The sequence below is a fragment of the Massilia glaciei genome (genome assembly GCF_003011895.2).
Classification (GTDB): domain Bacteria; phylum Pseudomonadota; class Gammaproteobacteria; order Burkholderiales; family Burkholderiaceae_D; genus Telluria_A; species Telluria_A glaciei.
On the sequence record NZ_PXWF02000001.1, the window covers coordinates 1 to 23,304 of the forward strand.

The 23,304-nt window shown below is 65.9% G+C and carries 22 protein-coding genes, 1 tRNA gene and 1 pseudogene; 2 read left to right on the forward strand and 22 right to left on the reverse strand.

The genetic code is table 11. The features are described 5' to 3' along the window. The 6 genes and pseudogenes from C7C56_RS00005 to C7C56_RS00030 all read right to left on the reverse strand — a co-directional run. Nucleotides 1-277: pseudogene (locus C7C56_RS00005) on the reverse strand (RNA polymerase factor sigma-54); the annotation flags it as partial. 6 nt (nucleotides 278-283) lie between these two features. Beyond that, a complete protein-coding gene (gene lptB, locus C7C56_RS00010; RefSeq protein WP_106755487.1) occupies nucleotides 284-1,054 on the reverse strand; it encodes an LPS export ABC transporter ATP-binding protein in 771 nt (256 codons plus the stop codon). A 44-nt stretch (nucleotides 1,055-1,098) separates the two neighbouring features. Continuing rightward, nucleotides 1,099-1,665, reverse strand: a complete 567-nt coding sequence (gene lptA, locus C7C56_RS00015) for a lipopolysaccharide transport periplasmic protein LptA (protein WP_106755471.1) — start codon at nucleotides 1,663-1,665, stop codon at nucleotides 1,099-1,101. A 25-nt stretch (nucleotides 1,666-1,690) separates the two neighbouring features. Then, the gene (gene lptC / locus C7C56_RS00020; RefSeq protein WP_106755472.1) at nucleotides 1,691-2,290 is read right to left on the reverse strand and encodes an LPS export ABC transporter periplasmic protein LptC; all 600 of its coding nucleotides are present in this window, start codon (nucleotides 2,288-2,290) and stop codon (nucleotides 1,691-1,693) included. A gap of 5 nt (nucleotides 2,291-2,295) precedes the next feature. After that, a complete protein-coding gene (locus tag C7C56_RS00025; protein ID WP_229457772.1) occupies nucleotides 2,296-2,850 on the reverse strand; it encodes a KdsC family phosphatase in 555 nt (184 codons plus the stop codon). Beyond that, complete coding sequence (locus C7C56_RS00030; RefSeq protein ID WP_106755473.1) at nucleotides 2,850-3,848, reverse strand: KpsF/GutQ family sugar-phosphate isomerase; 999 nt, start codon at nucleotides 3,846-3,848, stop codon at nucleotides 2,850-2,852. Before C7C56_RS00030 ends, C7C56_RS00025 begins: the two co-directional genes overlap by 1 nt. A gap of 122 nt (nucleotides 3,849-3,970) precedes the next feature. On the opposite strand from C7C56_RS00030, the gene C7C56_RS00035 reads away from it, so the two are divergent. Then, the gene (locus tag C7C56_RS00035; protein ID WP_106755474.1) at nucleotides 3,971-5,956 is read left to right on the forward strand and encodes a monovalent cation:proton antiporter family protein; all 1,986 of its coding nucleotides are present in this window, start codon (nucleotides 3,971-3,973) and stop codon (nucleotides 5,954-5,956) included. A gap of 76 nt (nucleotides 5,957-6,032) precedes the next feature. On the opposite strand, the gene C7C56_RS00040 is transcribed toward C7C56_RS00035, so the two are convergent. Next, the gene (locus tag C7C56_RS00040; protein WP_229457774.1) at nucleotides 6,033-7,157 is read right to left on the reverse strand and encodes an acyl-CoA dehydrogenase family protein; all 1,125 of its coding nucleotides are present in this window, start codon (nucleotides 7,155-7,157) and stop codon (nucleotides 6,033-6,035) included. Nucleotides 7,158-7,393: 236 nt separating this feature from the next. On the opposite strand from C7C56_RS00040, the gene C7C56_RS00045 reads away from it, so the two are divergent. Then, a complete protein-coding gene (locus C7C56_RS00045) occupies nucleotides 7,394-8,341 on the forward strand; it encodes a tetratricopeptide repeat protein (protein ID WP_106755475.1) in 948 nt (315 codons plus the stop codon). Between the two features lie 265 nt (nucleotides 8,342-8,606). Here the strand turns inward: C7C56_RS00045 and C7C56_RS00050 are convergent, their stop codons facing one another. From C7C56_RS00050 to C7C56_RS00115, 15 genes are all read right to left on the reverse strand, one after another. Then, nucleotides 8,607-9,746: a GGDEF domain-containing protein gene (locus C7C56_RS00050; protein WP_106755476.1), complete on the reverse strand. Its 1,140-nt coding sequence runs from the start codon at nucleotides 9,744-9,746 to the stop codon at nucleotides 8,607-8,609. Between the two features lie 113 nt (nucleotides 9,747-9,859). Beyond that, complete coding sequence (locus C7C56_RS00055; protein ID WP_106755477.1) at nucleotides 9,860-10,711, reverse strand: MOSC domain-containing protein; 852 nt, start codon at nucleotides 10,709-10,711, stop codon at nucleotides 9,860-9,862. 663 nt (nucleotides 10,712-11,374) lie between these two features. Next, nucleotides 11,375-12,358, reverse strand: a complete 984-nt coding sequence (locus tag C7C56_RS27830; protein WP_146204206.1) for a hypothetical protein — start codon at nucleotides 12,356-12,358, stop codon at nucleotides 11,375-11,377. A 565-nt stretch (nucleotides 12,359-12,923) separates the two neighbouring features. Beyond that, entirely contained in the window at nucleotides 12,924-14,015 is a 1,092-nt protein-coding gene (gene ychF, locus C7C56_RS00060) for a redox-regulated ATPase YchF (protein WP_106755478.1), read from the reverse strand. A gap of 240 nt (nucleotides 14,016-14,255) precedes the next feature. Beyond that, nucleotides 14,256-14,516, reverse strand: a complete 261-nt coding sequence (locus tag C7C56_RS00065; protein ID WP_146204207.1) for a hypothetical protein — start codon at nucleotides 14,514-14,516, stop codon at nucleotides 14,256-14,258. 188 nt (nucleotides 14,517-14,704) lie between these two features. Continuing rightward, nucleotides 14,705-15,604 carry a substrate-binding periplasmic protein gene (locus C7C56_RS00070; RefSeq protein ID WP_106755480.1) on the reverse strand — a complete coding sequence of 300 codons (900 nt, stop codon included), beginning with the start codon at nucleotides 15,602-15,604 and terminating at the stop codon, nucleotides 14,705-14,707. Continuing rightward, the gene (locus C7C56_RS00075; RefSeq protein WP_106755481.1) at nucleotides 15,597-16,016 is read right to left on the reverse strand and encodes a hypothetical protein; all 420 of its coding nucleotides are present in this window, start codon (nucleotides 16,014-16,016) and stop codon (nucleotides 15,597-15,599) included. The genes C7C56_RS00070 and C7C56_RS00075 overlap by 8 nt, the downstream gene beginning before the upstream one ends. Nucleotides 16,017-16,312: 296 nt before the next feature. After that, a complete protein-coding gene (locus C7C56_RS00080) occupies nucleotides 16,313-17,407 on the reverse strand; it encodes a patatin-like phospholipase family protein (protein ID WP_106755482.1) in 1,095 nt (364 codons plus the stop codon). Between the two features lie 48 nt (nucleotides 17,408-17,455). Next, on the reverse strand, nucleotides 17,456-18,040 hold the full coding sequence (gene pth / locus C7C56_RS00085; RefSeq protein ID WP_106755483.1) for an aminoacyl-tRNA hydrolase: 585 nt from the start codon (nucleotides 18,038-18,040) through the stop codon (nucleotides 17,456-17,458). A 258-nt stretch (nucleotides 18,041-18,298) separates the two neighbouring features. Further along, on the reverse strand, nucleotides 18,299-18,928 hold the full coding sequence (locus C7C56_RS00090; RefSeq protein ID WP_106755484.1) for a 50S ribosomal protein L25/general stress protein Ctc: 630 nt from the start codon (nucleotides 18,926-18,928) through the stop codon (nucleotides 18,299-18,301). Between the two features lie 238 nt (nucleotides 18,929-19,166). Continuing rightward, the gene (locus tag C7C56_RS00095) at nucleotides 19,167-20,117 is read right to left on the reverse strand and encodes a ribose-phosphate pyrophosphokinase (RefSeq protein WP_106755485.1); all 951 of its coding nucleotides are present in this window, start codon (nucleotides 20,115-20,117) and stop codon (nucleotides 19,167-19,169) included. A gap of 147 nt (nucleotides 20,118-20,264) precedes the next feature. After that, nucleotides 20,265-20,341, reverse strand: a tRNA-Gln gene (locus tag C7C56_RS00100). Between the two features lie 64 nt (nucleotides 20,342-20,405). Then, nucleotides 20,406-21,350: a 4-(cytidine 5'-diphospho)-2-C-methyl-D-erythritol kinase gene (gene ispE / locus C7C56_RS00105; RefSeq protein WP_106755490.1), complete on the reverse strand. Its 945-nt coding sequence runs from the start codon at nucleotides 21,348-21,350 to the stop codon at nucleotides 20,406-20,408. A 29-nt stretch (nucleotides 21,351-21,379) separates the two neighbouring features. Further along, nucleotides 21,380-21,988, reverse strand: coding sequence for an outer membrane lipoprotein LolB (locus tag C7C56_RS00110; RefSeq protein ID WP_229457776.1), 609 nt, complete (start codon nucleotides 21,986-21,988; stop codon nucleotides 21,380-21,382). Nucleotides 21,989-22,165: 177 nt separating this feature from the next. Next, the coding region (locus C7C56_RS00115; protein ID WP_146204208.1) for a tetratricopeptide repeat protein at nucleotides 22,166-23,304 on the reverse strand (1,139 nt) is incomplete at its 5' end.

Consider the following 23,304-nt stretch of genomic DNA (forward strand, 5'->3'; position numbering starts at 1 on the left):
CGCCCTCGCCCTCGGGCGCGCCCGGGGCGTCCTGGGCGCCCGGCTCGGGCGCGCCCTCGCCCGGCGCCGGCGCGCCGTTGATGGCGCCGTCGGCCAGCAGGCGCACCGAATGGTCGAGCGGGTCGTCGAGCCGCTCGAGCAGCGGATTGTCCGACAGCAGCTGCTCGAGCTCCTGGTGCAGCTCGAGCGTCGACAACTGCAGCAGCCGGATCGACTGCTGCAGCTGGGGCGTGAGCGCGAGGTGCTGCGAGGTCCTAAGTTGCAGGGATTGTTTCATGACCAGTCACATCCGGAAGTGTTCGCCCAGATAGACGCGCCGCACCGACTCGTTGGTGATGATGTCGTCGGGGCGGCCCGAGGCCAGCACCGCGCCCTGGTTGATGATGTAGGCGCGGTCGCAGATGCCGAGCGTCTCGCGCACGTTGTGGTCGGTGATGAGCACGCCGATGCCGCGCTCCTTGAGGAAGCGCACGATGCGCTGGATCTCGATGACGGCGATCGGGTCGACCCCGGCGAACGGCTCGTCGAGCAGCACGAAGCGCGGATTGGTCGCCAGCGCGCGCGCGATCTCGACCCGGCGCCGCTCGCCGCCCGACAGCGACAGCGCCTGGTTCTCGCGCAGCTTTTCGATCTGTAGGTCGGCCAGCAGGGTGTCGAGGCGGGCCGTGATGGCGGCCTTGCCGAGCGGCTTGCCGTCGACCTTTTGCAGCTCGAGCACGGCGCGGATGTTGTCCTCGACGGTGAGCTTGCGGAACACCGAGGCCTCCTGCGGCAGGTACGACAGGCCCAGCTCGGCGCGCCGGTGGATCGGCAGGCTCGAGATGTCGACCCCGCTGATGTCGATCGAGCCGGCGTCGGACGGCACCAGCCCGACGATCATGTAGAACGAGGTGGTCTTGCCGGCGCCGTTGGGGCCGAGCAGGCCGACCACCTCGCCGCAGCCGACCTGCAGCGAGACGTCGCGCACCACCATGCGCTTGCCGTAGGTCTTTTGCAGCCCGCGCACGATCAGCGTGGCGCCGCAGTTGCCGCCCTGCTTCGCGTGCTCGTCCATGGTCTCGGCCGCGAGCCGCGCGGCCGCGTTCTGGGTCGCCTCGCTCATGGCTTGTCCGCCGCGTCGGGGGTGGCCGGCGGGCGCGGCTTCTTGGGGGCGATGATCAGGGTGCCGCGGCCCTGGCCGGGCTTGTTGACGCCGCTCGCGTCGTTGCGCACCACGAACACCTCCTTGCGGCTGTCGTAGGAGATGAACGCGCTGTCGATCTCGTTGCTCATCGTGCCGCGGTCGAGCTGGCGGATCTGGGCGCGCGAGAACAGCTTGACGAGCTCGCTGCGGTCGTCGTATTCGATGCGCTCGGCCTGGCCCTCGACCCACAGGTCGGGCCCGCCGTCGCGCTTCTGGCGGAAGGTCGCCAGCTTGCCCGGCGCGGCCGTCAGCGTGACCGACTGGTAGCCCTCCCTGTCCTCGCGCAGGACCGCCTTCTCGGCCCGCATGACGAGCGTGCCGCGGGTGAGGACCACGTTGCCGGTGAAGGTCTTGACCTGCGAGACGTCGTCGGCGTCGAAGGTTTCGTAGGTGATCGTGATCGGCTTGTTGGAGTCGGCGCGCTCGGCCCACGCGCTGGCGGCGAGCAGGCCCATGACGGCTGCGAGTAGTAGTTTTTTCATTGGTTTGATCCTTGATTGGTCCACGCTAGCGCGGTTTTGGCGGATACACGGCGCGGCCCCGGCTGGCCATGTTCAGCGTGCGTTTGGCGTTGTCGAACGTCATGCCGGTGCCGGTGACGGTGGCGCCGCCGATCTCCATGCGCACCGGCAGCGCGGTGCGCATCAGGTCCTGGTCTGGGTACACGGTGAGCGCCTCGGTGCCCATCAAGAGGCGCTCGCCGGCCGCCGAGGCGGCCCGCTCGATCCTGACCTTGTCGAGCAAATGGACCTCGTCGTCGTCGTGCAGGATGCGCGCGCGGCGCGCCTTGATGACCATCGGCGGGCGCCCCGGCTCGAGGTTTTGCACCAGCGGCGCCTCGACGTCGGACCAGTCGCCCACCGGGCGGTGGGTCAGCTTGGCGCCCGAGATAATGTAGCGCGGCACGCCGGCCGCCGACATGCGCACGATGCTGAAGTTTTCGACGATGTAATCGGGCTCGTTCTTGTTGGCGTCGGCCTGCAGCGCCTCGCCGCTGCGGTTGACCAGCTGCAGCAGCCAGAAGCTGGCGGCGGCCAGCACCACCGCGCCGGTGACCAGGGCGATCAGGTTCCAGCGGTGCGCGGTGCGTTTGTAGACGGTGGCCATGGTGGTCAGGCGAAGTACTGCGCCAGCGCCAGGTCGTAGGTGCCCTGGGCCCGCATCAGCAGGTCGCACACCTCGCGCGCGGCGCCGCGCCCGCCGCCGGCGCGCGTGACGTAATGGGCGCGGTGCTGGACCTCGGCGTGGCCGCTCGGCACGGCGACCGCGAAGCCGACCCGCAGCAGCAGCGGCAGGTCGATCACGTCGTCGCCGATGTAGCCGCACTGTTCGGCGGTGACGCCGGTGGCCTCGAGCAGGCGGGCGAAGGCGATGCGCTTGTCGTGGATCCCCTGGTGCACATGGGCGATCCCGAGGTCGGCCGCGCGCCGCACCACGATCGGCGAATTGCGCGCGCTGATGATGGCGGTGGCCACGCCCGACTTTTGCAGCATCTGGATGCCCAGGCCGTCGAGCACGTTGAAGGTCTTGGTCGCCTCGCCGTCGGCGTTGTAGGTCAGGCTGCCGTCGGTGAGCACGCCGTCGACGTCGAAGATCATGACCTTGACGGCGGCCGCGCGCGCCATGTGGCCGGGCTCTTTGCCAAGGCCGTTCATCAAGCCGTTCATCAGATCACCTTCGCGCGCGTGAGGTCGTGGATGTGCAGCGCGCCGACCAGCCGCTCGTCGGCGTCGACCACCAGCATCTGGTTGATCCGGTACTGCTCCATGATCGCGACCGCGTCCACGGCCAGCTGGTCGGGGTGGACCCGGCGCGGGTCGGCGTGCATGACGTCGCGGATGGCGACCTTGGAAAAATCCTGGACCCGTTCGATCAGGCGCCGCAGGTCGCCGTCGGTGAACACGCCGATCGGGCGCTGGTCGGCGTCGACGATGGCGGTCATGCCCATGCCCTTCTCGGTGATCTCGAGCAGCGCCCGCGACAGCGAGACGTCGGCCGCGACCATGGGCACCGCGGCGCCGCTGCGCATGACGTCGCGCACGTGGGTGAGCAGGCGGCGGCCGAGCGCGCCGCCCGGGTGCGAGCGGGCGAAGTCCTCCTCGCGGAAACCGCGCGCGTCGAGCAGCGCGACGGCCAGCGCGTCGCCCAGCGCCAGCGTGACGGTGGTGCTGGCCGTCGGCGCCAGGTTCAGCGGGCAGGCCTCCTTGGCCACCGAGACGTCGAGGTGGACGTCGGCCAGCAGCGCCAGGCTCGAGCCGGGGTTGCCGGTCATGGCGATCAGGGGCGCGCCCATGCGCTTGACGATCGGCAGGATCGACATCAGCTCGCTCGTCTCGCCCGAGTTGGAGATGGCGATGAAGGCGTCCTGCGCGGTGACCATGCCGAGGTCGCCGTGGGCGGCCTCGGCCGGGTGCACGAACATGGCCGGGGTGCCGGTCGAGGACAGCGTGGCGGCGATCTTGCGCGCGATGTGGCCCGATTTGCCGATGCCCGAGACCACCACCCGGCCGCCGCAGGCGAGCAGCAGCCCCACCGCGTGGCCGACGCTGTCGTCGGATTCGAGGCGCACCTGCAGCGCGCGCACCGCGTCGGCCTCGATTTCGAGCGTCTCCCGGGCCAGTTGCATGGCGCGGCGGGTGATATTTGGGTCGAATTGTTTCAGCATTGTTTTTTCATCGGTTACACTCTTGGTGCAAGTATAAACGAATTGAGAAAGCAAAAAACCTGCCAGTTGCAACAAAGCGTGACGCAACCCCCTACCCACCCCTTTTTCCCTACCCCGGCTGCATGTTTTCAGGACTCGAACTGACCCTCGTATTGCTCGGCAGCGCCGTCCTCGGCGTGGTCGCCTTCCGCATGTTGCACCTGCCGCCGATGCTCGGCTACCTGGCCGTCGGCATCCTGATCGGGCCGCACGCGCTCGGCCTGGCCGACAACAACGCGACCACCCACACGCTGGCCGAGTTCGGGGTCGTGTTCCTGATGTTCTCGATCGGGCTCGAATTCTCGCTCTCGCAGCTGATGGCGATGCGGCGCGTGGTGTTCGGGCTCGGCATGGCGCAGGTGACGTCCACGATCGCGCTGACCATGCTGTTCGGCTGGGCCATCGGCCACGTGCTGCCGGCCTCGCTCAACGTCAGCTGGCAGGCCGCGTTCGTGCTGGGCGGCGCGCTGGCGATGTCGTCGACCGCCATCGTCGTGAAAATGCTCACCGAACGGCTCGAACTCGAGAGCGAGCACGGGCGCAAGATCATCGGCATCCTGCTGTTCCAGGACCTGGCCGTGGTGCCGCTGCTGATCCTGATTCCCTCGCTCGGGATCGCCCCCGAGAAGCTGGCCGAGACGCTCGCCTGGGCCGGGTTCAAGGCCGTCATCGTGCTGGTGCTGCTGCTGTTCATCGGCCAAAAGCTCATGCGCAAGTGGTTCGCGGTGGTGGTCAAGCGGCGCTCGCAGGAGCTGTTCATGCTCAACCTGCTGCTCATCACGCTGGGCGCGGCCTGGATCACCGAGCGCGCCGGCCTGTCGCTGGCGCTGGGCGCCTTCGTGGCCGGCATGCTGATCTCCGAGACCCAGTACAAGCACCAGGTCGAGGAGGACATCAAGCCGTTCCGCGACGTGCTGCTCGGGCTGTTCTTCATCACCATCGGCATGCTGCTCAACGTGCGCCTGGTGCTCGAGAACTGGTGGCTGGTGCTGCTGCTGCTGACCGGCCCGGTGCTGGTCAAGTTCGCGCTGATCGCGCTGCTGGCGCGCGCCTTCGGCTCCAACCTGGGCACCTCGATGCGCACCGGGCTGGCGCTGGCGCAGGCCGGCGAGTTCGGCTTCGTTTTGCTGAGCCTGAGCGCCGACGCCAAGCTGATCGACCCGTTCATCATCCAGCTGGTGCTCGCCTCGATGGTGCTGTCGATGCTGGTGGCGCCTTTCATGATCGAGCATTCGGACAAGATCGTGCTCAAGTTCTCGGCCAACGAATGGATGATGCAGTCGCTCCAGCTGACCCAGATCGCCAGCCGCACGATGGCCAGCCAGAAGCACGTGATCGTGGCCGGTTTCGGGCGCAGCGGGCAGACGCTGGCGACCCTGCTGGGCGAGGAGAACATACCGTACCTGGCGCTCGACCTCGACCCCGAGCGGGTGCAGGAGGCGCGCATCGCCGGCGCCAGCGTCACCTACGGCGACGCGGCCCGGCGCGAGAGCCTGATCGCGGCCGGCATCCACCGCGCCAGCGCGCTGGTGGTCACCTACGCCAACACCGCCTCGGCGCTGCGCGTGCTGCACCTGGTGCACGAGCTGGCGCCGACGCTGCCGGTGATCGTGCGCAGCCACGACGACACCGACCTCGACCTGCTCAAGAAGTCCGGCGCCACCGAGGTGGTGCCCGAGGCGCTCGAGGGCAGCCTGATGCTCGCCTCGCACGCGCTGGTGATGATGGGGGTGCCGCTGCGGCGCGTGGTGCACCGGGTGCAAAGCGCGCGCGACGAGCGCTACGCCTCGCTGCGCGGCTTCTTCCACGCCTCGAGCGACATGGGCGAGGAGGAGGAGCACATGTTCGTGCGGCTCCACTCGGTCATCATGCGCGAGGACGCCGGCGCGGTCGGCAAGAACATCGCATCGCTCGAGCTCGAAGAGGTGGGGGCCGAGGTGACCGCGCTGCGGCGCGGCAAGGAGCGCGTCGAGGTGAGCGCGCTGACCGAACTGCTGGCCGGCGACGTGGTGGTGCTGCGCGGCTCGGCCGAGGCGGTGCACCGGGCCGAGGGGCGGCTGCTGCAGTAGCGGTCCGCTTGCGTTGCGGGCGGACCTTCAGGTGCCGCCGGCGATTCCCGGCCCGCGATGGCGCCGGGCTTGGTATCTAGGGCGCCTGCAAGGGCAGCAGCATGGCGTGCTGCGTGGCCGTGTGCAGGTCGCGCCAGACCCGGTTGATGTCGCTGCGCCCGTCGGCCGCGTGCAGGCCGCAAAACGGATACAGCGTGTCGACGGCAATGCGGCCCGCCTCGACCAGCGCCAGCGACGCCGCATGCAGCGCATGCGCCTGGCCGACATCGGGCGCGGCGTCGCGGCAGACCCGCTCCCACATGGCGTCGAGCAGGAGATAGAAATGCGCGCGCGCTGCGGCGAGATCATGCCCGGCCTGGCGCACTACCCATACGACCTCCGGGATCTCCCCCAGCATGCGCCCGGCCAGCGGATGGCGCCGTCCAGCGATCAGCGGACCGGCCAGGCCCAGGAAATGCTTCGCCATGCCCGCCACGTTGGCCGCCAGCGTGACGAACGCGAGCGTGACAAACGGAAACCGGTACAACGGACCCGGCGCCGTCGCATGTTCGGGCGCGATGTCGAATCCGTGGCGCGCGCCGACCCACACGCCGTCGATGCTGAAACTGTGCGAGGCCGTGGCCCGCAATCCGATGCTGTGCCAAGTCGGCTGCATCCGCACGCTCTGCGCAGGCACGATGAAGGCGCGTATGCGCGGCCCGCCCTGCGGGTCCAGCAGGGGCCGGCCGCCTTCGCGCAGCATCGCGTTGAAGGTGTAGTGGGTGGCCAGCGGCGCGCCCGTGGCGATGTCCCATTGCCCGCCGAGCCGGTAGCCGTCGCCCTCGCGCTCGGCGTGGCCGGTCGGCGCGCCACTGCCGCCGACGCACAGGCCGGGCGTGCCGATGATCTCGCGCGCCAAATCGGGCACCAGGAAACCGGCGAACCAGGCCGCGCCCGCGCACAGGGTCACGGTCCAGCCGGTGCCGCCGTCGGCGCTGGCGATGGCCTCCTCGAGCCGCACAGCGGCGGGCAGCGCCAGCTCGGCGCCGCCGGCCGCCACCGGCGCCAGCATGGCAAGCCAACCGCGTTCATGGAGCAGGGTTTGCAGCGCCGGCGCAAGCGCCCCGGCTTCGTCGGACGGGGCGGCGTGGGCCATGATGGTTTCCGCGTCGAGTGGGGACAGCGGACCGGGGGCGAGGCGCGGGAAAGGGGTCTCGTGCATGGTGCCTATGATCGCCTGTGGCCTTGTTGAAGATGCGCTGGTCGCGACGCGCCTCGTTGTCCGCGGCGGGCCCAAGCCCACGCGATCGGTTGGAACCAGGCGCCCGGTTTGGCGGTCTTCACCGCCCCCGGTATATACTTGGCCGCGCGACACTTTACAACACCCGAGAAATTCTGACAATTCGCGCGGCGCGCCTATTCGAAAGCGCACCCGCCCAATAAAAGCCTGTTCAAACGATGAAAAATCCATGCCCCCTATGTGAAAGCCGCAAAGCCCAGCGCCGCTGCAAGCGTCAAAACAACGCAGAAATTTGCAGCCTTTGTTGCGCGAAGATTCGCAATGAGACCTGCGCCGGCTGCTCCCACTATGCCACCGCGCAACAATATGGCGCCACCCGCAGCCCGGCCGCGAGGCGGCCCGGCGGCCATTTTATCTCTGAGGCAGACGCGAGGGTGGAGACAGCCGTTGATTCCGCGTTGGAACTTGCCCAACGCGGCAAAACGAATGAGGCGTGGACGCTGCTCGCCCGGCTGACGGCAGAGCATCCTGACGACAGATACGTCTGCTACGGAATGGGAACCATGCATGCGATTTCGGGCCAGCTCAAAGAGTCCGTCAACTGGTTCGACAAGGCCATTGCCGCTTCCCCGCATTTCGTCGAGGCGCACTTCAACAAGGCCTTGTCCCATGAAAAGCTTTTGGAAGTGGGCGAGTCAATCCACGCCTACCGCAAAGTGCTGGAGTTCGCGGATCCCGGCGAGATGCCCGCCAAGCAGGCCAAATCGTTTCTGGACAGTATGGATGCCTTCATCCGACAAAGCCACGGCGTTGATTTGGACTATTATCTCGATTCCAAGTCCGAGTTCGATCGCGCCTTCAAACTCATGGAGCGCACGGATTGGGCCGGGGCCCTGGCCGGCTTTCGCGCGAGCGCGGCAATGATCGAACGCAATGCAACGCTTCACGGCAACATGGGACTCTGCCTTGCCCATTTGGGGCACAAGGCCCAGGCCTTGGCCGAGTTCGACCGCGCCCTGGAGATCGATCCGACGTATGCGGTAGCCATAACGAATCGGGTTGGCGTCGAAAACATGGAGGAAGGATTCCCCTTGGAGAGCCGCGGAATCAAAGTCGTGAACTACTCACGGGAAAAGGTTCTTGCCGAATCGAGAGAGCGGGAATAAACGCACGCCGACGCCGGGGCGAGCCGGTCGCGGTTGCCGGAGCACCTTTGGCATCGGGGTAGCATTCGGGGAAGGCGCCCGTCCGGACGCCCATCGAAACCGGTCAGAAGCTGAGAGTTTTTCGGACGTGCCCGAGCAGCGCGCCAGAAGATGGCCGATCGAGGCGCAAAGCACAGCCATAGCTCGGGCTATGGCGAGCATTTGCAACGACGAGCGGGCGCCTTCCGGCGCGATGAGCGGGCATGGTCGAAAGACTCTCAGCCTCTCAGCCCTCGTCCGCCGCGAAGCTGACCACCCGGTTGCGCCCGCCCTCCTTGGCGCGGTACAGGGCCGAGTCGGCCTGCGCAACGAGCTCCTGCGAGAGCGCCTCGATGGCGCGCTCGCGGCCGATCTCGCCGAGCGTGGCCACGCCGATCGAGACCGACACCGACACCGACGCGTCGCACGACAGCGCGAACGGCGACAAGGCCACGCTGGCGCGGATGCGCTCGGCCACCACGCCGGCGCTGTCGCCGTCGGCGTCGATCAGCAGCACCACGAACTCCTCGCCGCCGAAGCGGCCCAGCGCGTCCGACAGGCGCAGCTCGGCCTTGATGCGCGCGGCCACCTCGCGCAGCACCTCGTCGCCGCCCTGGTGGCCGGCGCTGTCGTTGACCAGCTTGAAGTGGTCGATGTCGATGTACATGCACGAGACGCGGTGGCTCTGGCGCTGGGCGCGCGCGATCTCCTCGAGCATGCGCAGGTCCATGTAGCGCCGGTTGTAGACCCCGGTCAGGGCGTCGGTCAGGCCGATGTACTTGAGCATCTCGTTGCTGATCACGTTCTCGAGGCAGATCGCGATGATCGACCCCATGTGCTCGACGAAGTCGGTGCCCATCGACGGCGTGAAGCGGACCGGGTCGACGCTGCCCAGGTTGAGGCTGCCGATCAGGCGCTTGTTGCGCAGCAGCGGCACCAGCGCGATGCTTTGCAGGCCGGCCGGCGCGTGCGGGAACATCGCCTGGTGCGCCGCCGGATGGTAGGGCCCCAGCAGCGGCTTGGGCGGCCCCGTGAACAGCGGGCTGCGGGACGGCACGAAGCCCAGCTCGGCCTCGGCCTGGACGAACACGAGGTGCGGGAAGTCGGCGAAATCGACGCCCAGCTTGTGCATGGTGCCGTGGATGTCGTCGCCGACGTCGAGCAGGGCCAGCGTCACGACGTCGAGCTCGGAGACCACCGGAAGCTGGCGGAAGATGGTGCCGACCAGGTCGGGAAAGCTGCCCGCGCCGACGATGTCGAGGTCGAAGCTATGGTGCCGGCACATGATGTCGTGGTTGCGTTCGGCCTGCTCGAGCAGATAGTCCATGCGCGCGCGCAGGGCGGCGTTCTCCTCGACCAGATCCAGCGTGACGCCCGGCTCTTGCATAGTGCTCCTTGCTTGATCGAATGGATCAGTTTGTGGCAACAAGCGCCACCTTACGCCAACTTGGCGCGCTTGCAAACGAAAACCGTGCCACACACACACACACACAGCGCCCGTCAAAAGGCAAGCGCGACCGACACCGCCTGCCCCACGAACAGGCGCTCGCCCTCGCCCTCGACGACGATCGCGTTCATGCCGAAGCAGATCTCGTCGCCCACCTGCGCCTTGCGCCGGTAGGCCTGCATGATGTCGAGCGGATCGGGGCCGCGCTCGCCGGTGGCCTGGTCGATCGAGGGCATAGGGCAGCGCCCGCAGGGCTTGACCGGCTTGAGCAACGCCGCGCCGAGGCCGAAGGTGTCCACATAATCCTCCTCGAAGGCGCCGATGCCGTCGACGACGAGGTTCGGGCGGAAGCGGTCCATCGGCAGCGCGGCGCGTCCGGCCGCGGCCAGCTTTTGGTTGACGTCGGCCAGCGAGGCGGTCCCCGCCACCAGCACCGGGTAGCCATCGGCGAAGCGGGTCGGCGCGTCGACGCCGCCGGTCCATTTGGCGCTGGCCAGGCGCGCGGCGGCGGCGTTGAAGCGCACCAGCCGGCAGGCCACGCCGAGCATCTGCGAAAACCAGGCCGCGGCGGCGTCGCCGCAATTGTCGGCCAGAACGACGTCGTCCCAGACCCGCACCTCACGCGGCGGCGCGCCGCCGGTGGCGTGCGCGGCGAGCGCGATTGCAAGCGCCGGCATGCCGGGCGCGCCAAGCTCCAGCGCGCCCTCGCGCAGCCGCGGCGTGATCAGCGCCATGCGCGGATGCGCGCGCTGGCTCAGGAAGATACCGTCGCCGTCGACGACCATCCATTCGCGGTCGCGCACGCCGTCCAGCGCCAGCCCGGCGCGCGTCAGGGTCGCCTCGGGCACCGGGATGCCGGCGCACGATTTGATTGGATAGATTATCAGTTTGGACAGGATCGCCACAAGGCCGCTCGGATGAATGCGTAATTACATATTATGACAGCAATCGTGTCCTTTTGGACACCCCGCGACCTCGGGGCATTTTCACTACTGGCGTGGGAGTTCAGACGTAAAGCGGGAAGTCTCTCCGAGCCGAACAAGAGGATTCCGAGAAACGTACAAACGCTCTGGTTTTGGGAACCACGTCGAGCCGGTGGGCCGAGCGGTTCCTGGCGGCGTGCGAGCTTGTCTTGCCCCGTGAGGCCATCGTCGCGAATCTGCTGCGCGACCTTGTGGTGAGCGGCGATCGCGTGCAGTACCTGATCGGCTAGCGGCGGCTCGATATCCCTAGCATCCAAGATTTTACGCGTGCGCCCGCACCCGCCAACGGCTCTCGCAGGCAAACACTGGCACAAGATGCGGGGCTGGCCGATCCCCACTAAGGAGTCGTTCAAAATAACTGTAACAATTGGATCGGCCCTGACGGGCGCGCTGCTGCCTCGGCGTTCTTGCAGAGCGCCCTCGTCGTCGCCATAGCTCGCTATGACTCCTTCTCGCGCCTTGCATCGCGGCGAGTAATTTGCGGTGCCCGGATTGCCTTGCAATCGGTCCCGCCAGAGCCGCCCAATTGTCACACTTATTTATTCACGGCACCTAAGTGCAAATGCTGATGGTTCAGCTACGAAGTTATTTTCTCTTGTTTTTGTCCAGGCATGAGCCTGGTTTTGGCGCAGGAATCGCCTTATTTGCATCCTCCAGCATTGTTGTGCAAGAAGCTCGAGCCAAGTTGACATTTGGATCGGTCCAACAAGTATGAATATCGTACTGTCCTGAGTAGCACTTCTCTCCCGTCAACTTCATTTTCTTGTTTTCACTAAATCCGTTTTCTTCCGCAATGGCGGCAATAGTTGTACGGCAGGCGCAAATCTGTTCTAACGTATCGATTTCGCAGCGCAACTTCGCCGTGCAGCTGGAGAGTTCCGAACTGTTCACGCTTTTGATTGAAGGCCCTTCGACGATCGGCTCGCTCTGTTCTTGCGGGGGATCGTCGTAAGTAGGTCTTACGTAGCTATGGGGAGTTGACGGTTCACTCACCTTGGAGCGTTCGGTCACGCGCGCCTTCGATTCGTCCAAATCATCATGATCTTCATTTTCAGGTTCCGCCCCCTTGGGCTGGATACGAGTGCGGCTCGATCTTGGATTGTCCGCTAGGCAGCGCCCGAGATTGATGGCCCTCATTGGGCCCGGCAAATGAGACCAGTCGCCACGCGCTCTGGAGTACAAGTCTGCCTGAATCACGCGGATGTCTGACGCATTTACCATTCTGTTCTTAACCATCGTCTGGATGGCGAAACAGTCAGCATCTTGTTCCATTCGTAGCGGATGGGTGGTGCCAAAGTTGTGACCGAGTGCATGATGGCCGCATTCATGCATATAGAAAAAGACTCTAGTTTGCGGCGCAACGGATACAAGCACGTTTTGGTTGTACCGAATCTGCGGTGTGCCATTAGGTGCTAGCATGGCGACTGCAATATCTTGGACCGAGTAATCTGAAATTGAAGCGACCGGCATATTCCTGATGTCATTGCATCCTTCGTAGGTTACCTGTGCCCACACTGAAAGGTGCATGCTATAGAGGCAGGCGAAAATGATGCTCTTCAATAGTTTCATCATGATTCCGAAAAGTGGATGAATTTCAAGAGGCCCGATCAAGGCACAATCCACCGGACTTAACGGGTCGAAACTTTAGCTTGGTTTCTGTGTCATCGGTTTATGGGGTTTTGCCCATAGGTTCATACACATCTCGCACTCGGACGTGCAACAGTGTCAATTTGACAATTCACGATTCAACAAAGTCGTTAACAATCAAACACTTGAAAATGTTGTTGTAAACTCTTGAGATTTCAGGTTTACTCTTGTCTTTTGCCTCATGGAATTATGACTGAATCGACGCACTGGACAGAAGTAGAATTTGCTGAAATTGACCTCGGAGACTGTTGGCGCCGACACCAAATTGACTCACAGCGCCGATTGCGCCTGATCCTGGCGCTGCCGTTGGGAGCCGCATGGCGCCTGCGTTTGCGCGAATTCGCCTGGGTCAACGAATTTCGGCCGCCTGGATCAATTTGGCGTCGGCGCCAACACTCGGACGTACAGGGACAAAAAAACCCCATGGTCACGGGGACGCATAGGGTTTTCGTTGTCCGCCGAAATCCGGCGGAGTCCACTGTGGAGCTTAGACGTTGAACAGGAAGTTGAGCACGTCGCCGTCTTTCACCACGTACTCCTTGCCCTCGGCGCGCATCTTGCCCGCCTCCTTGGCGCCGGCCTCACCCTTGTAGCCGATGAAGTCGTCGTAGGCGATGGTCTGGGCGCGGATGAAGCCGCGCTCGAAGTCGGTGTGGATCACGCCGGCCGCCTGCGGCGCGGTGTCGCCCACGTGGATGGTCCATGCGCGCACCTCCTTGACGCCGGCCGTGAAGTAGGTCTGCAGGCCGAGCAGCTTGTAGGCGGCGCGGATCAGGCGGTCGAGGCCCGGCTCCTCCATGCCCATGTCGGACAAAAAGGCGCCCTTGTCGGCGTCGTCGAGGTCGGCGATTTCGGATTCGATCGAGGCGCAAATCGCCACGATCGGCGCGTTCTGGCTCTTCGCGTATCCGGTCAGTTGGTCGAGCAGCGGGTTGTTGGTGAAACCGGTGTCGGACACGTTGGCCACGTACATCGCCGGCTTGGCCGTGATCAGGCACAGCGGCTTGATCAGCAGCAGCTCCTCGGCGTCGAGGCCCATCGCGCGCACCGGTTTGGCGTCGTTGAGGAACGGCATCATGCGCTCCATCACGGCCAGCAGCTTGGCGGCGTCCTTGTCGCCCGAACGCGCTTTTTTGTTCTCGCGGTGGATCGCTTTTTCCACCGTGCCCATGTCGGCCAGCGCCAACTCGGTCTGGATCACTTCGATGTCGTCGAGCGGGCTGATCTTGCCGGCCACGTGGATCACGTTGTCGTCCTCGAAGCAGCGCACCACGTTGACGATGGCGTCGGTCTCGCGGATGTGCGACAGAAACTGGTTGCCCAGGCCCTCGCCCTTCGACGCGCCCGCGACCAGGCCGGCGATGTCGACGAACTCGACGATCGCGTTGACCATGCGCTCGGGCTTGACGATGTCGGCCAGCCCCTGCATGCGCGGATCCGGCACTTCGACCACGCCCACGTTCGGCTCGATGGTGCAGAACGGGTAGTTTTCGGCCGGGATGCCGGCCTTGGTCAGGGCGTTGAAAAGGGTTGACTTGCCGACGTTAGGCAGGCCGACGATGCCGCATTGGAGACTCATGGGAAGACTTTCACTCGATGGACTGGGGCGGCGCACACACGCGTGCGGCCCGAAACCCCATATTGTACCCGTGCTGGGGCCCGGAGGCCGCAAAAAGCGGCTTTCGGGCGGGTCAGGCGCGTGCCGTGCGGCTTGGCCCCACACGCCCGGCCGCCGGCGAATTCGGATCGGCGTGGCCGCCCGACGTTTTCGCGATGATTCCCAGGCCATTCGCACAGGCGGGTGCCTGGCCCAACCTTTCTATTTATCGAGAATGCAATCGACATAGGTGGAAACAACCGCCCGCATCCGGTCGACATTGCCCAACTCGCCCGGGTACTGCCGCGCGGTGTGCTGCGCGCATTCGTCTTTTCGCTCGCTGATCTTTTTGCGGCATTCCGCCTCGCTCAGGCCATATTTGTTCCTGGCGCATGCCGCTTCGAGCTTCGGTGTGATCTTGGTGAGCGCGCTCACGTCGAGCTTGGAGGCCTGCAACGCGGTGTTGGCGAGCGCGATCCCCACCACATCGTCGGTGGCTTGCGGATTTTCCGCGCGCGCGTCGTCGGCGTGCTAGTTGCAGCCGGCCGCCGCGACAGCCGCGAAAGCAATTGCGATCAGTAGTTTGTTCACGTCATTTCCCCTTGGGCGTTCAAGAAATCGGAATACAGGAATTGCCGATAATAACATTGGAGCTGGACGCGCAAAACCGTTCAGCGCTGGGCGTTCAGGTAGCCCATCATCCAACGGTTGATCGTGTTCGCGGCCTTGAGCCTGGCGATGGTCCGGTCGAGCCTGGCGCGCAGCGCCGCCCCCTCCTTTGAACGCTTGCTGACGGCGAAATGCAGACCGATCGGGGAGTCCTCCGGCAACCGGGCGCTGATCAAATCACGCGAGGCGAACGCCTCGGCAACGCGCGGCGCGAGCAATCTCAGTCCGGCCACCACTTCGCGCTTCTCGATGAACAGGTCGCAGTTGCCGGCATGCAGTTTGCCGATGAGGGAGATATAGTTGTTGGTGCCGCTGTCGACGGGCTGTCCGCGCAGGCCGTAGCCGTCATAGGTGTTCCCGCTCAGGCTGCAAAGCCGATACGCTTTCAGGTCTTCCAGATTGGTTATGGGTATGCCCCGTGGCCAACGCCTGCGCGAGACGTAATACGCGCTCCGCATTTCCACGTAGGGCTCGGTGATGAAGAATGGCGCCGCATCGATCTGGGCGGTCGGCACGTTGATCACGATGTCGATCAATCCCAGCTCGGCCAGTTTCAGGCACCGCTTCCAGGGCAGCTTGGCGATGTGCGGCCCGCCAACCCTGGTCCCGATCGCCTCGCGCAGGATCTCGACCGCCAGCCCGCGCGGCAGCGTGCCATCTTTGTTGAATTGCGCGACGTAAAAGAATGGCGGGGATTGGACGTTCGACGCGCACACCGTGGTCGCCGCAGCCGCCGCGCACGCGCGCACGCCCACCGCGATCAGGAGAACGGCGAGCGCCAGTTCCTTGGCCGCTCGTGTCGGCGCCTGGCTTGTTCTCATCTGCCCGGACAGCGCGCGTTGCCGCCGCCGCGACAACTGCCTATTGCATCGTTCGTTCCAGGTCGGGGCGATTTCATGCATCGCCTTTGGGGACCGCCGCTGCCCCGGGTTCGGGAAGCAGCGCGTGATTGGGCCGCTGCCTTGCCACGGCCGAGGCGTATTTCACGACGAACAACCGCGCTTCGGCCAGCGTGTTCGGGTATTCCACCACCCGCATGCCGCCCCAATGCGACGGCTCGTACACGGCATAAAAACGGAAGCCGTGGGCGACCAGCAGGTTTATCTTTTCCCACTGGGCGGTGTCCTTCGACTTCGGCGCGGAGAATTTCCGGCCCAGCATGACCATCTCCCCTTTGCATTGGGGGCAGTGCTTGACCTGAAGGCTCGATGGATACTTGAACGATTTGCGGCAGCCGAGGCAGACGAAGGGAAACCGGTACGCCGTCGCCGGCGCCGATTTGGCGAAATTGGAATGATGGCGGAACTTTCCCATAAATAAATTCGACCCGGCGATCTACTGTCGCCAAGCGCCTCCTTCTTCAGACGGTGATATTCGAAAGTGCCCGCGGCGCCTTGCCAGTAGGAGTAGGCGAAGAGAAATCCCTTGGACTGAAAACCCATGAGCGCGGTGCGATAACGATGGCCGCGGCGGGCCAACATAGGGGTTTTCAGCGGTCATCGATATCTTTATATTATCTCGGCAACGCGGCCCGCCCCCCCAATACTAGCGCAATATCCCGGCCAGCCTCCAGCGACGACAAATTCGTCGATTCCGGGAACGCCGCGCGTTCAGACGGGCCTGATGCGCGACAGCTCGGGCCGCTCGGCGAACGCGGCCAATTCGTCGCGCAGCCGGGCGCCCTCGGCGATCGCGCGCCGCCAGGCCGCGCCGCGGGCGTCGTGGTCGAGCCCGTAATGATTGAAGTCCTTGCGGTCGGGCAGCTTGCCGCGCGGCAGGGTGCGCAGGAATGCGGGCGACGGCGCGGCGATGACCACGTTGTCGAGCCAGCCGCGGTTGGGGCCGCGCGCGGCGCGCCGCCAGGGCAGGCCTTTGTCGAGCCAGCCGGGCACGATGTGCTCGCCGAAATGCGGGTACAGCACCAGCTCGCCGGCGTCGGCGCCGCCGATGCGCGAGTACGGCAGCGCCAGGTTGTAGTCGATGATGCCGCCGTCCCAGTAGCTGCCCGGCGGCGCGCCGGCGATGCCGCCGACCGGCTTCATCAGCATCGGCAGGGTGCCTGAGGCGAGCAGCGCGGGGGCCAGGTTGGCGTCGCTGAGCGCGGCGAAGTGGGTCGTGAAACCGTCGAATTTTTCGCGCAGCCACGGCGCCGGGTCGCGCGCGTCGCCGATGACGACCCGCTCGAGCATATGGGCCAGCCGTTCGCGCGCGCCAAGGTTGAGCAAGGTGGCGGCCGCGAAGCCGCGCATTTCGGCGTAGCGGTGGCGCGGCGCGTCGAGCTGGCGCAGTCCGCGCACGGCCAGCAGGTGCAGCCGGTGGTGCGGATGGTTGACCACCTCGCCCGCGTGGTCGCCCAAAAAGTCGCCCAGCAACCGCTGGCACACGAGGTCGATCTCGTCGCGCGTGGGCTTGGCCGTGTAGCGCTGGTCGCAATACAGGCGGCCGAGCCGCTCGAACGCGGCGGCCGGGTCGGCGTGGCAGGCCGCGGCCAGGCGCCAGGCGCCGATCGAGGAGCCGATCAGGGTGCGTTCGCGCGGCGCGGCGGGCAGCCACTCGCCAAACAGCCATTGGTCGAGCGACTGGAAGATCAGGCCCTTGGGCCCGCCGGCGGCCGCCGGCACCACCGCCACGTCGCGCGCGCGCAGGCCGTGGCTGCGGATGTGCGCCAGCGCACGCGGGCCGGCATAGAAATTGAGGGCGTTCATCGTCGAATTATCGGCGCTGTAAAAAATAGCTTCGCGCGCGCACCCAAGCTAAACCGTGTGCAACTGCATCGTGGCCGTGTCGAACTTGCCCTCGCACACCAGCGGGACGATGCGCAGGCTCTTGTCGATCGACTCCTCGATCAGCACCTGCTCCTCCTTGCGCGGGCGGTGCAGCACGTAGTCGGCCACGGCCTGCTGCGAGGCGCTGGTGCGCGGATGGCCGATGCCGAGGCGCAAACGCCAGTAATCCTGCGTGCCGAGCGCGGCGGTGATGTCCTTGAGCCCGTTGTGGCCGCCGGCCGATCCGCCCTTCTTCATCTTGGCCAGGCCCGGCGCGATGTCGAGCTCGTCGTGGACGACCAGCACCTCGTCGGGGTTGATCTTGTAGAAGCGCGCCAGCGCGCCGACCGACTGGCCGGAGCGGTTCATGAAGGTCTGCGGCTCGAGCAGCCAGACCTCGCGGCCGGCGATGGCGCCCTTGCCCACAAAAGCGTTGAAGCGCGACTCGCGCTGCAGGCGGCAGCCCGCCAGGCTGTTGGCGAGCTGGTCGACGAGCCAGAATCCGGCGTTGTGGCGGGTTTGTTCGTATTCGGGGCCGGGGTTGCCCAGCCCGACGATGAGGCGTATTGCCATGTTGCTCTCGAAATAGTGGTGCGGTCAGTGATTATCCTAGATTCCCCAGTTGGACAGGCGCGCCTGTAGCGCAGGCACCCAAAAAGTAAAGCATTTAAATGCGAAAACATCAATGGAATACAAGTACTTATCGAAGCCAATGAGCGGTCAACTGGGGAATCTGGGATTATGGCGCAAAACGGCTCATAAAAAAAACCCGCTCAGCAGGCGCTGGCGGGCTTTTTTGTTTCGCAAGCCGCATCGCTGCGGCCGCGCGAATCACTTCTTCGGCTTGGCCGCTGCCTTGGCAGGCGCGGCTTCGGCGGTGGCGGTGGCTTCGGCGGACACGTGGCCGGCCGGTACCGACGCGGTGGCGACGGTCTGGTTGGTGCCGTGGGCGATCACGGTCACGCCTTTTGGCAGGACCAGGTCGGCGACGTGGATCGAATGGCCGACGTCGATGTTTGCCAGGTCAACGGAGATGAACTCGGGCAGGTCGGCCGGCAGGCACGACACGTCCAACTCGGACAACACGTGCGACACGATCGCGCCGTGCAGCTTGACCGCTGGCGAGACTTCGGCGTTGACGAAGTGCAGTGCGACTTTCTTGTGCACTTTGCTCGACGCGTCGACGCGCTGGAAGTCAGCGTGCAGGACCAATTGCTTGAACGCGTGCATCTGGAAGTCGCGCAGCAGCACTTGCTGGCTCTTGCCGTCGATCTCGAGGTCCAGGATCGAACCGTGGAACGCTTCTTTTTTGAGCGCGTGGTACAGGGCGTTGCCGTCCAGTGCGATCATAACCGGGGCTTCGGCGCCACCGTAGATGATGCCGGGAGTTTGCCCCGAAGTACGCAGGCGGCGGCTCGCTCCGGACCCCTGCAACGTGCGATTGAATGCGATAACTTTCATTTGAAGCTCCAAAATGTGCGGGACAAAACATCCCGCGTGGTGAACAGCCCCCGCGACCAGGGGCTCTTCGTTGTCGGGCGCAAAACTGCGCCCAAAGAAACCGGTAAAAGCACAACGGCGCTGCCAGCTTTTTAGCGGGCGCGCCGTGTGTGTTGAAAACTTTTCGCCGCCACCCCAACACCAGGGGCGGCAATCGCACAACTTGTTAGTCGATACTTGGTCGATACTTAGTCGATACTTAGTCGATGAAAAGCGACATCACCGAATCGCCCTTGCTGATGCGCTTGAAGGTCTCGGCCAGCAGCGGCGCGCAGGTCAGTTGGCGGATCTTGCTGCATGCCAGCGCGGCGGCCGACAACGGGATCGTGTCGGTGACCACCAACTCGTCGAGCGGCGAGGCCGCGATGCGGTCGATCGCCGGGCCCGACAGCACCGGGTGTGTGCAGTAGGCGACCACTTTCTTGGCGCCGCGCTCCTTGAGCACCTCGGCCGCCTTGGTCAGGGTGCCGGCGGTGTCGACCATGTCGTCCATGATCACGCAGTTGCGCCCCTCGACTTCGCCGATGATGTTCATCACCTCCGACACGTTCGCCTTGGGGCGGCGCTTGTCGATGATGGCCAGGTCGCAGCCGAGGCGCTTGGCCAGGGCCCGCGCGCGCACCACGCCGCCGACGTCGGGCGAGACCACCAGCAGGTCGTCGTAGTTGCGCTTTTGCAGGTCGCCCAGCAGGATCGGCGAGGCGTAGATGTTGTCGACCGGGATGTCGAAGAAGCCCTGGATCTGGTCCGCGTGCAAGTCCATGATCAGGACCCGCTCGACGCCGGCCTTCTCGAGCATGTTGGCGACCACCTTGGCCGAGATCGCCACGCGCGCCGAACGCGGGCGGCGGTCCTGGCGGGCGTAACCGAAGTAGGGAATGGCGGCGGTGATGCGGCCGGCCGACGCGCGCTTGAGGGCGTCGACCATGAGGATGATTTCCATCAGGCTGTCGTTGGTCGGCGCGCAGGTCGACTGCAGCACGAACACGTCTTTGCCGCGCACGTTTTCATTGATTTCGACCATCACTTCGCCGTCCGAGAACTTCGAGACGACTGCCTTGCCGAGGGGGATGCCGAGATTTTTTGCGACTCCTTCTGCCAGCGCCGGATTTGCGTTGCCGGTAAAAACCATCAGGTTTTCGTAAGCCATGGGAGTCCCAAGAGAAGAAAAGCGTTGATACTTGAAAAGTCACCCGCCGCGCGGCCGGTGATTTGCTAAAGATGGTCCGCCGGGGGAGGCACCACCATGTTCGCCTGCTGGATGCAAACCTCGCATCGACATGACAGGCTAAACGAATGGCAGGGGAAGAAGGACTCGAACCTTCGGATGCCGGAATCAAAATCCGGTGCCTTAACCAACTTGGCGATTCCCCTACGCAACTGACTGCTTGCCGTTACAGAGACGCATTTTATCGTCAAAACCAACGTCAAGCCAAATTTATTCTACATCTTGATGCGTTTGCATGACGGCCCACAAGGGGTGGCGCTGCAACGATTTTGCCTTCCAGGCTTTCCATTTGGCGGGCACTTTCGTGAGCACCGCGTCGGCTTGCGCCTCGCTGGAAAACGCGCAAAACACGCACGCCCCTGAACCGGTCATTCTCGCTTCGCCATATGCGCCCAGCCATTCGATCGCCTGTGCCACCGGCGCGAACAAACGTGACGCAACTGCCTGCAAATCATTCCTTCCAAACCCCGTCAGACCACCCCGCGTCTTCATGTGTCTGGAAAAGTCCGCTATTCTGACCGGTATCGCGTCCCTTGTCAAATCTTCCGCGCAAAATATTTCCGCGGTCGGCACGGCGACGCCCGGCTCGAGCACAACGTACCAGCAATCGGGCGCCTCGACCGCCTGCAGCGCCTCGCCCACGCCCTCGGCGAACGCGGTCTGTCCGAAGATGAAAAACGGGATGTCGGCCCCCAGCGGCAGGCTCAGCGCCATCAGCTCGCCTTGCGTGAGGCCGGCGCGCCACAGGTGGTTGAGCGCCATGAGCGCGGTGGCGGCGTCCGACGAGCCGCCGCCCAGGCCGCCGCCCATGGGCAGGATTTTTTCGATCGCGATGTCGACCCCGGGCGGCAGGCCGCCGTGGCGGCGCGCGTACTCGGCCCGCAGCAGCAGCAGCGCGCGCACGACCAGGTCGTGCTGCTCGGGCACGCCGGGCACCTCGGTGGTGCGCACGATGCGCTCGTCGTCGCGCAGGTCGAAGTGCAGCACGTCGCCGTGGTCGAGCATCTGGAACACCGTCTGCAGCAGGTGGTAGCCGTCGGCGCGGCGCCCGGTCACGTGCAAAAACAGGTTGAGCTTGGCCGGCGCCGGGCAATGGTGCAGGCGGTCGTTGGCGGCCTTGGGCGCCGTCGCCGGCCCGCCCCCCTCCGCGCCCATCGCCTCGTTGGCCATCGCCTCGTTGGCCATCACGGCTGCGGGTCGAGCACGATGCGGATCGCGAGCGCGTCGGCGCTGGCGGTCGCGCTGCGCTCGGCGTCGATGCGCCTGGGCACGGGCCGGGCCGCGTCCGGGTCCTGCCACGACACGAAGCGCAGGCGCCAGCCGTCGTCGGTGGTGACGCTGTGGCGCACCGGCGAGGCGGCGAAGCGCGCGCCGGAGGCGTCGGTCGCGTAGCCCTGCACCCAGTCGCGCAGGCCGGCCACCGGCAGCGACCAGCCCAGCGTCTGGCGCGTGAGCGAATCGATGTCGGCGGCCGCGCGCGGTGCCTGGTTGGCCTGGGTCAGCGTGGCCGAGCCGGGCGTGACGCTGATCCGCGCCACGGTCTGGCCGAGCGGCGTGGCCAGGTCGAGGTCGATGCGGCCGGGCACCTGCGCCCAGGCGAACTTGACGCTGATGGTTTCTGGGTTGCCGTCCTTCTGGTAGTTGACCGACAGGCGCCCGCCCAGGTCGATCGTTTCGCGGTACGGCGCCACCTTCGCCTGCGAGGTGTAGCTGCCCGGCGTGGCGCAAGCGGCCAGCAGGAGGCCGGCGCAGGCCAGCGTGGACAGGGTCTGGATTCTTGGGCGAAGCGTCATGGACATGGCGGGACCGGGTTGGATGGATCGATGGGGGCGGGCCCCAAGGGCCGCCGGCGAAGGCGCATATTATCGCGCACATCGCTGTCGTGTTGCGCACTCGTCAAACAAGCGCGCATGGCGGCGTCGCGATGCGCGCCCGGCAAGGGGCCCGGCAAGGCGCGCCGCCGGGCGCCGTCAAAAGCCGGGGCTGAGCCGCGCCAGCGTGCTCTTGAGCGTGTCGTTCTTCGGATCGCGCGCGCGCGCGGCCCGCCACAGGGCGCGCGCGTCGTCCTGCCGCCCCTGCTGCCACAGCACCTCGCCCAGGTGCACGCCGATGTCGGGATCGGCGCGCAGGGCGTACGCGCGCCGCAGATGCTGCTCGGCCAGAACCAGGTTGCCCATCCGGTACTGGACCCAGCCCATGCTGTCGATGATGGACGCGTCGTCGGGCGCGAGCGCGAGCGCCCTGCCGATCAGGGCCAGCGCCTCGGGCAGGCGCAGGTTGCGCTCGGCCAGCGAGTAGCCGAGCGCGTTGTAGGCGTGCTGCTTGTCGGGCGCCTGCGCGATCACGGCGCGCAGCACGCGCTCCATGACGTCGTGGCGGCCGGCCTTTTCGGCCACCAGCGCGAAGTCGTAGAGCAGGTCGGCGTCGCGCGGGAAGCGGCGCGTGCCGGCCTGCAGGGCGGCGTAGGCGGCGTCGATCTGGCCGGCCTCGCGCAGCAGGTGGGCCCTGGCCGTGACGACCCGCGCCTGCGCAGCAGGGGTCGGCGCGGCCAGGACGTCGAGCACGCCGCGCGCCTCGTCCAGCCTGCCCTGCCTGCCGATCAGTTCGGCGCGCCGCAACTGGGCCCGGAAATGCTGCTCCGGCTCGTCCGGCCCGATTTTGGCGAGCCAGCCGAGGGCGGCGTCGGGCGCGCCGCGCCGGTCGGCCAGCTGGGCCAGCATCATGAACACCTTGGCCACGTCGCGCAGCGGGTCCGGCCGCGCCGCCGAGACCTCGGTGTAGCGCAGCAGGTGGCCCTCGGCGGCGGCGTTGTCGTCGAGCTCGATCGACATGATGCCGAGCGCGTACAACACGTCGGGGTCGTCGGGCTGGTCCCCGAGCAGGGCCGCGAACTGCGCGCGCGCGCCGGCGTAGCTGCGCTGTTCGATCAGCATCTTGGCGTAGGCCAGCCGCGCCTGGCGCGCCCGCGGGTGGGCCTCGACGAAGCCGGCCAGCATGGCGGCCGCGGCGGCCGGGCCGGGCTCCACCTGCGCCAGCATCAGCAGCGCCGGTTCCGAATCGGGGTCGAGCGCGCGCGCGGCCCGCGCCTCGCGCACGGCGAGCGCGCGCT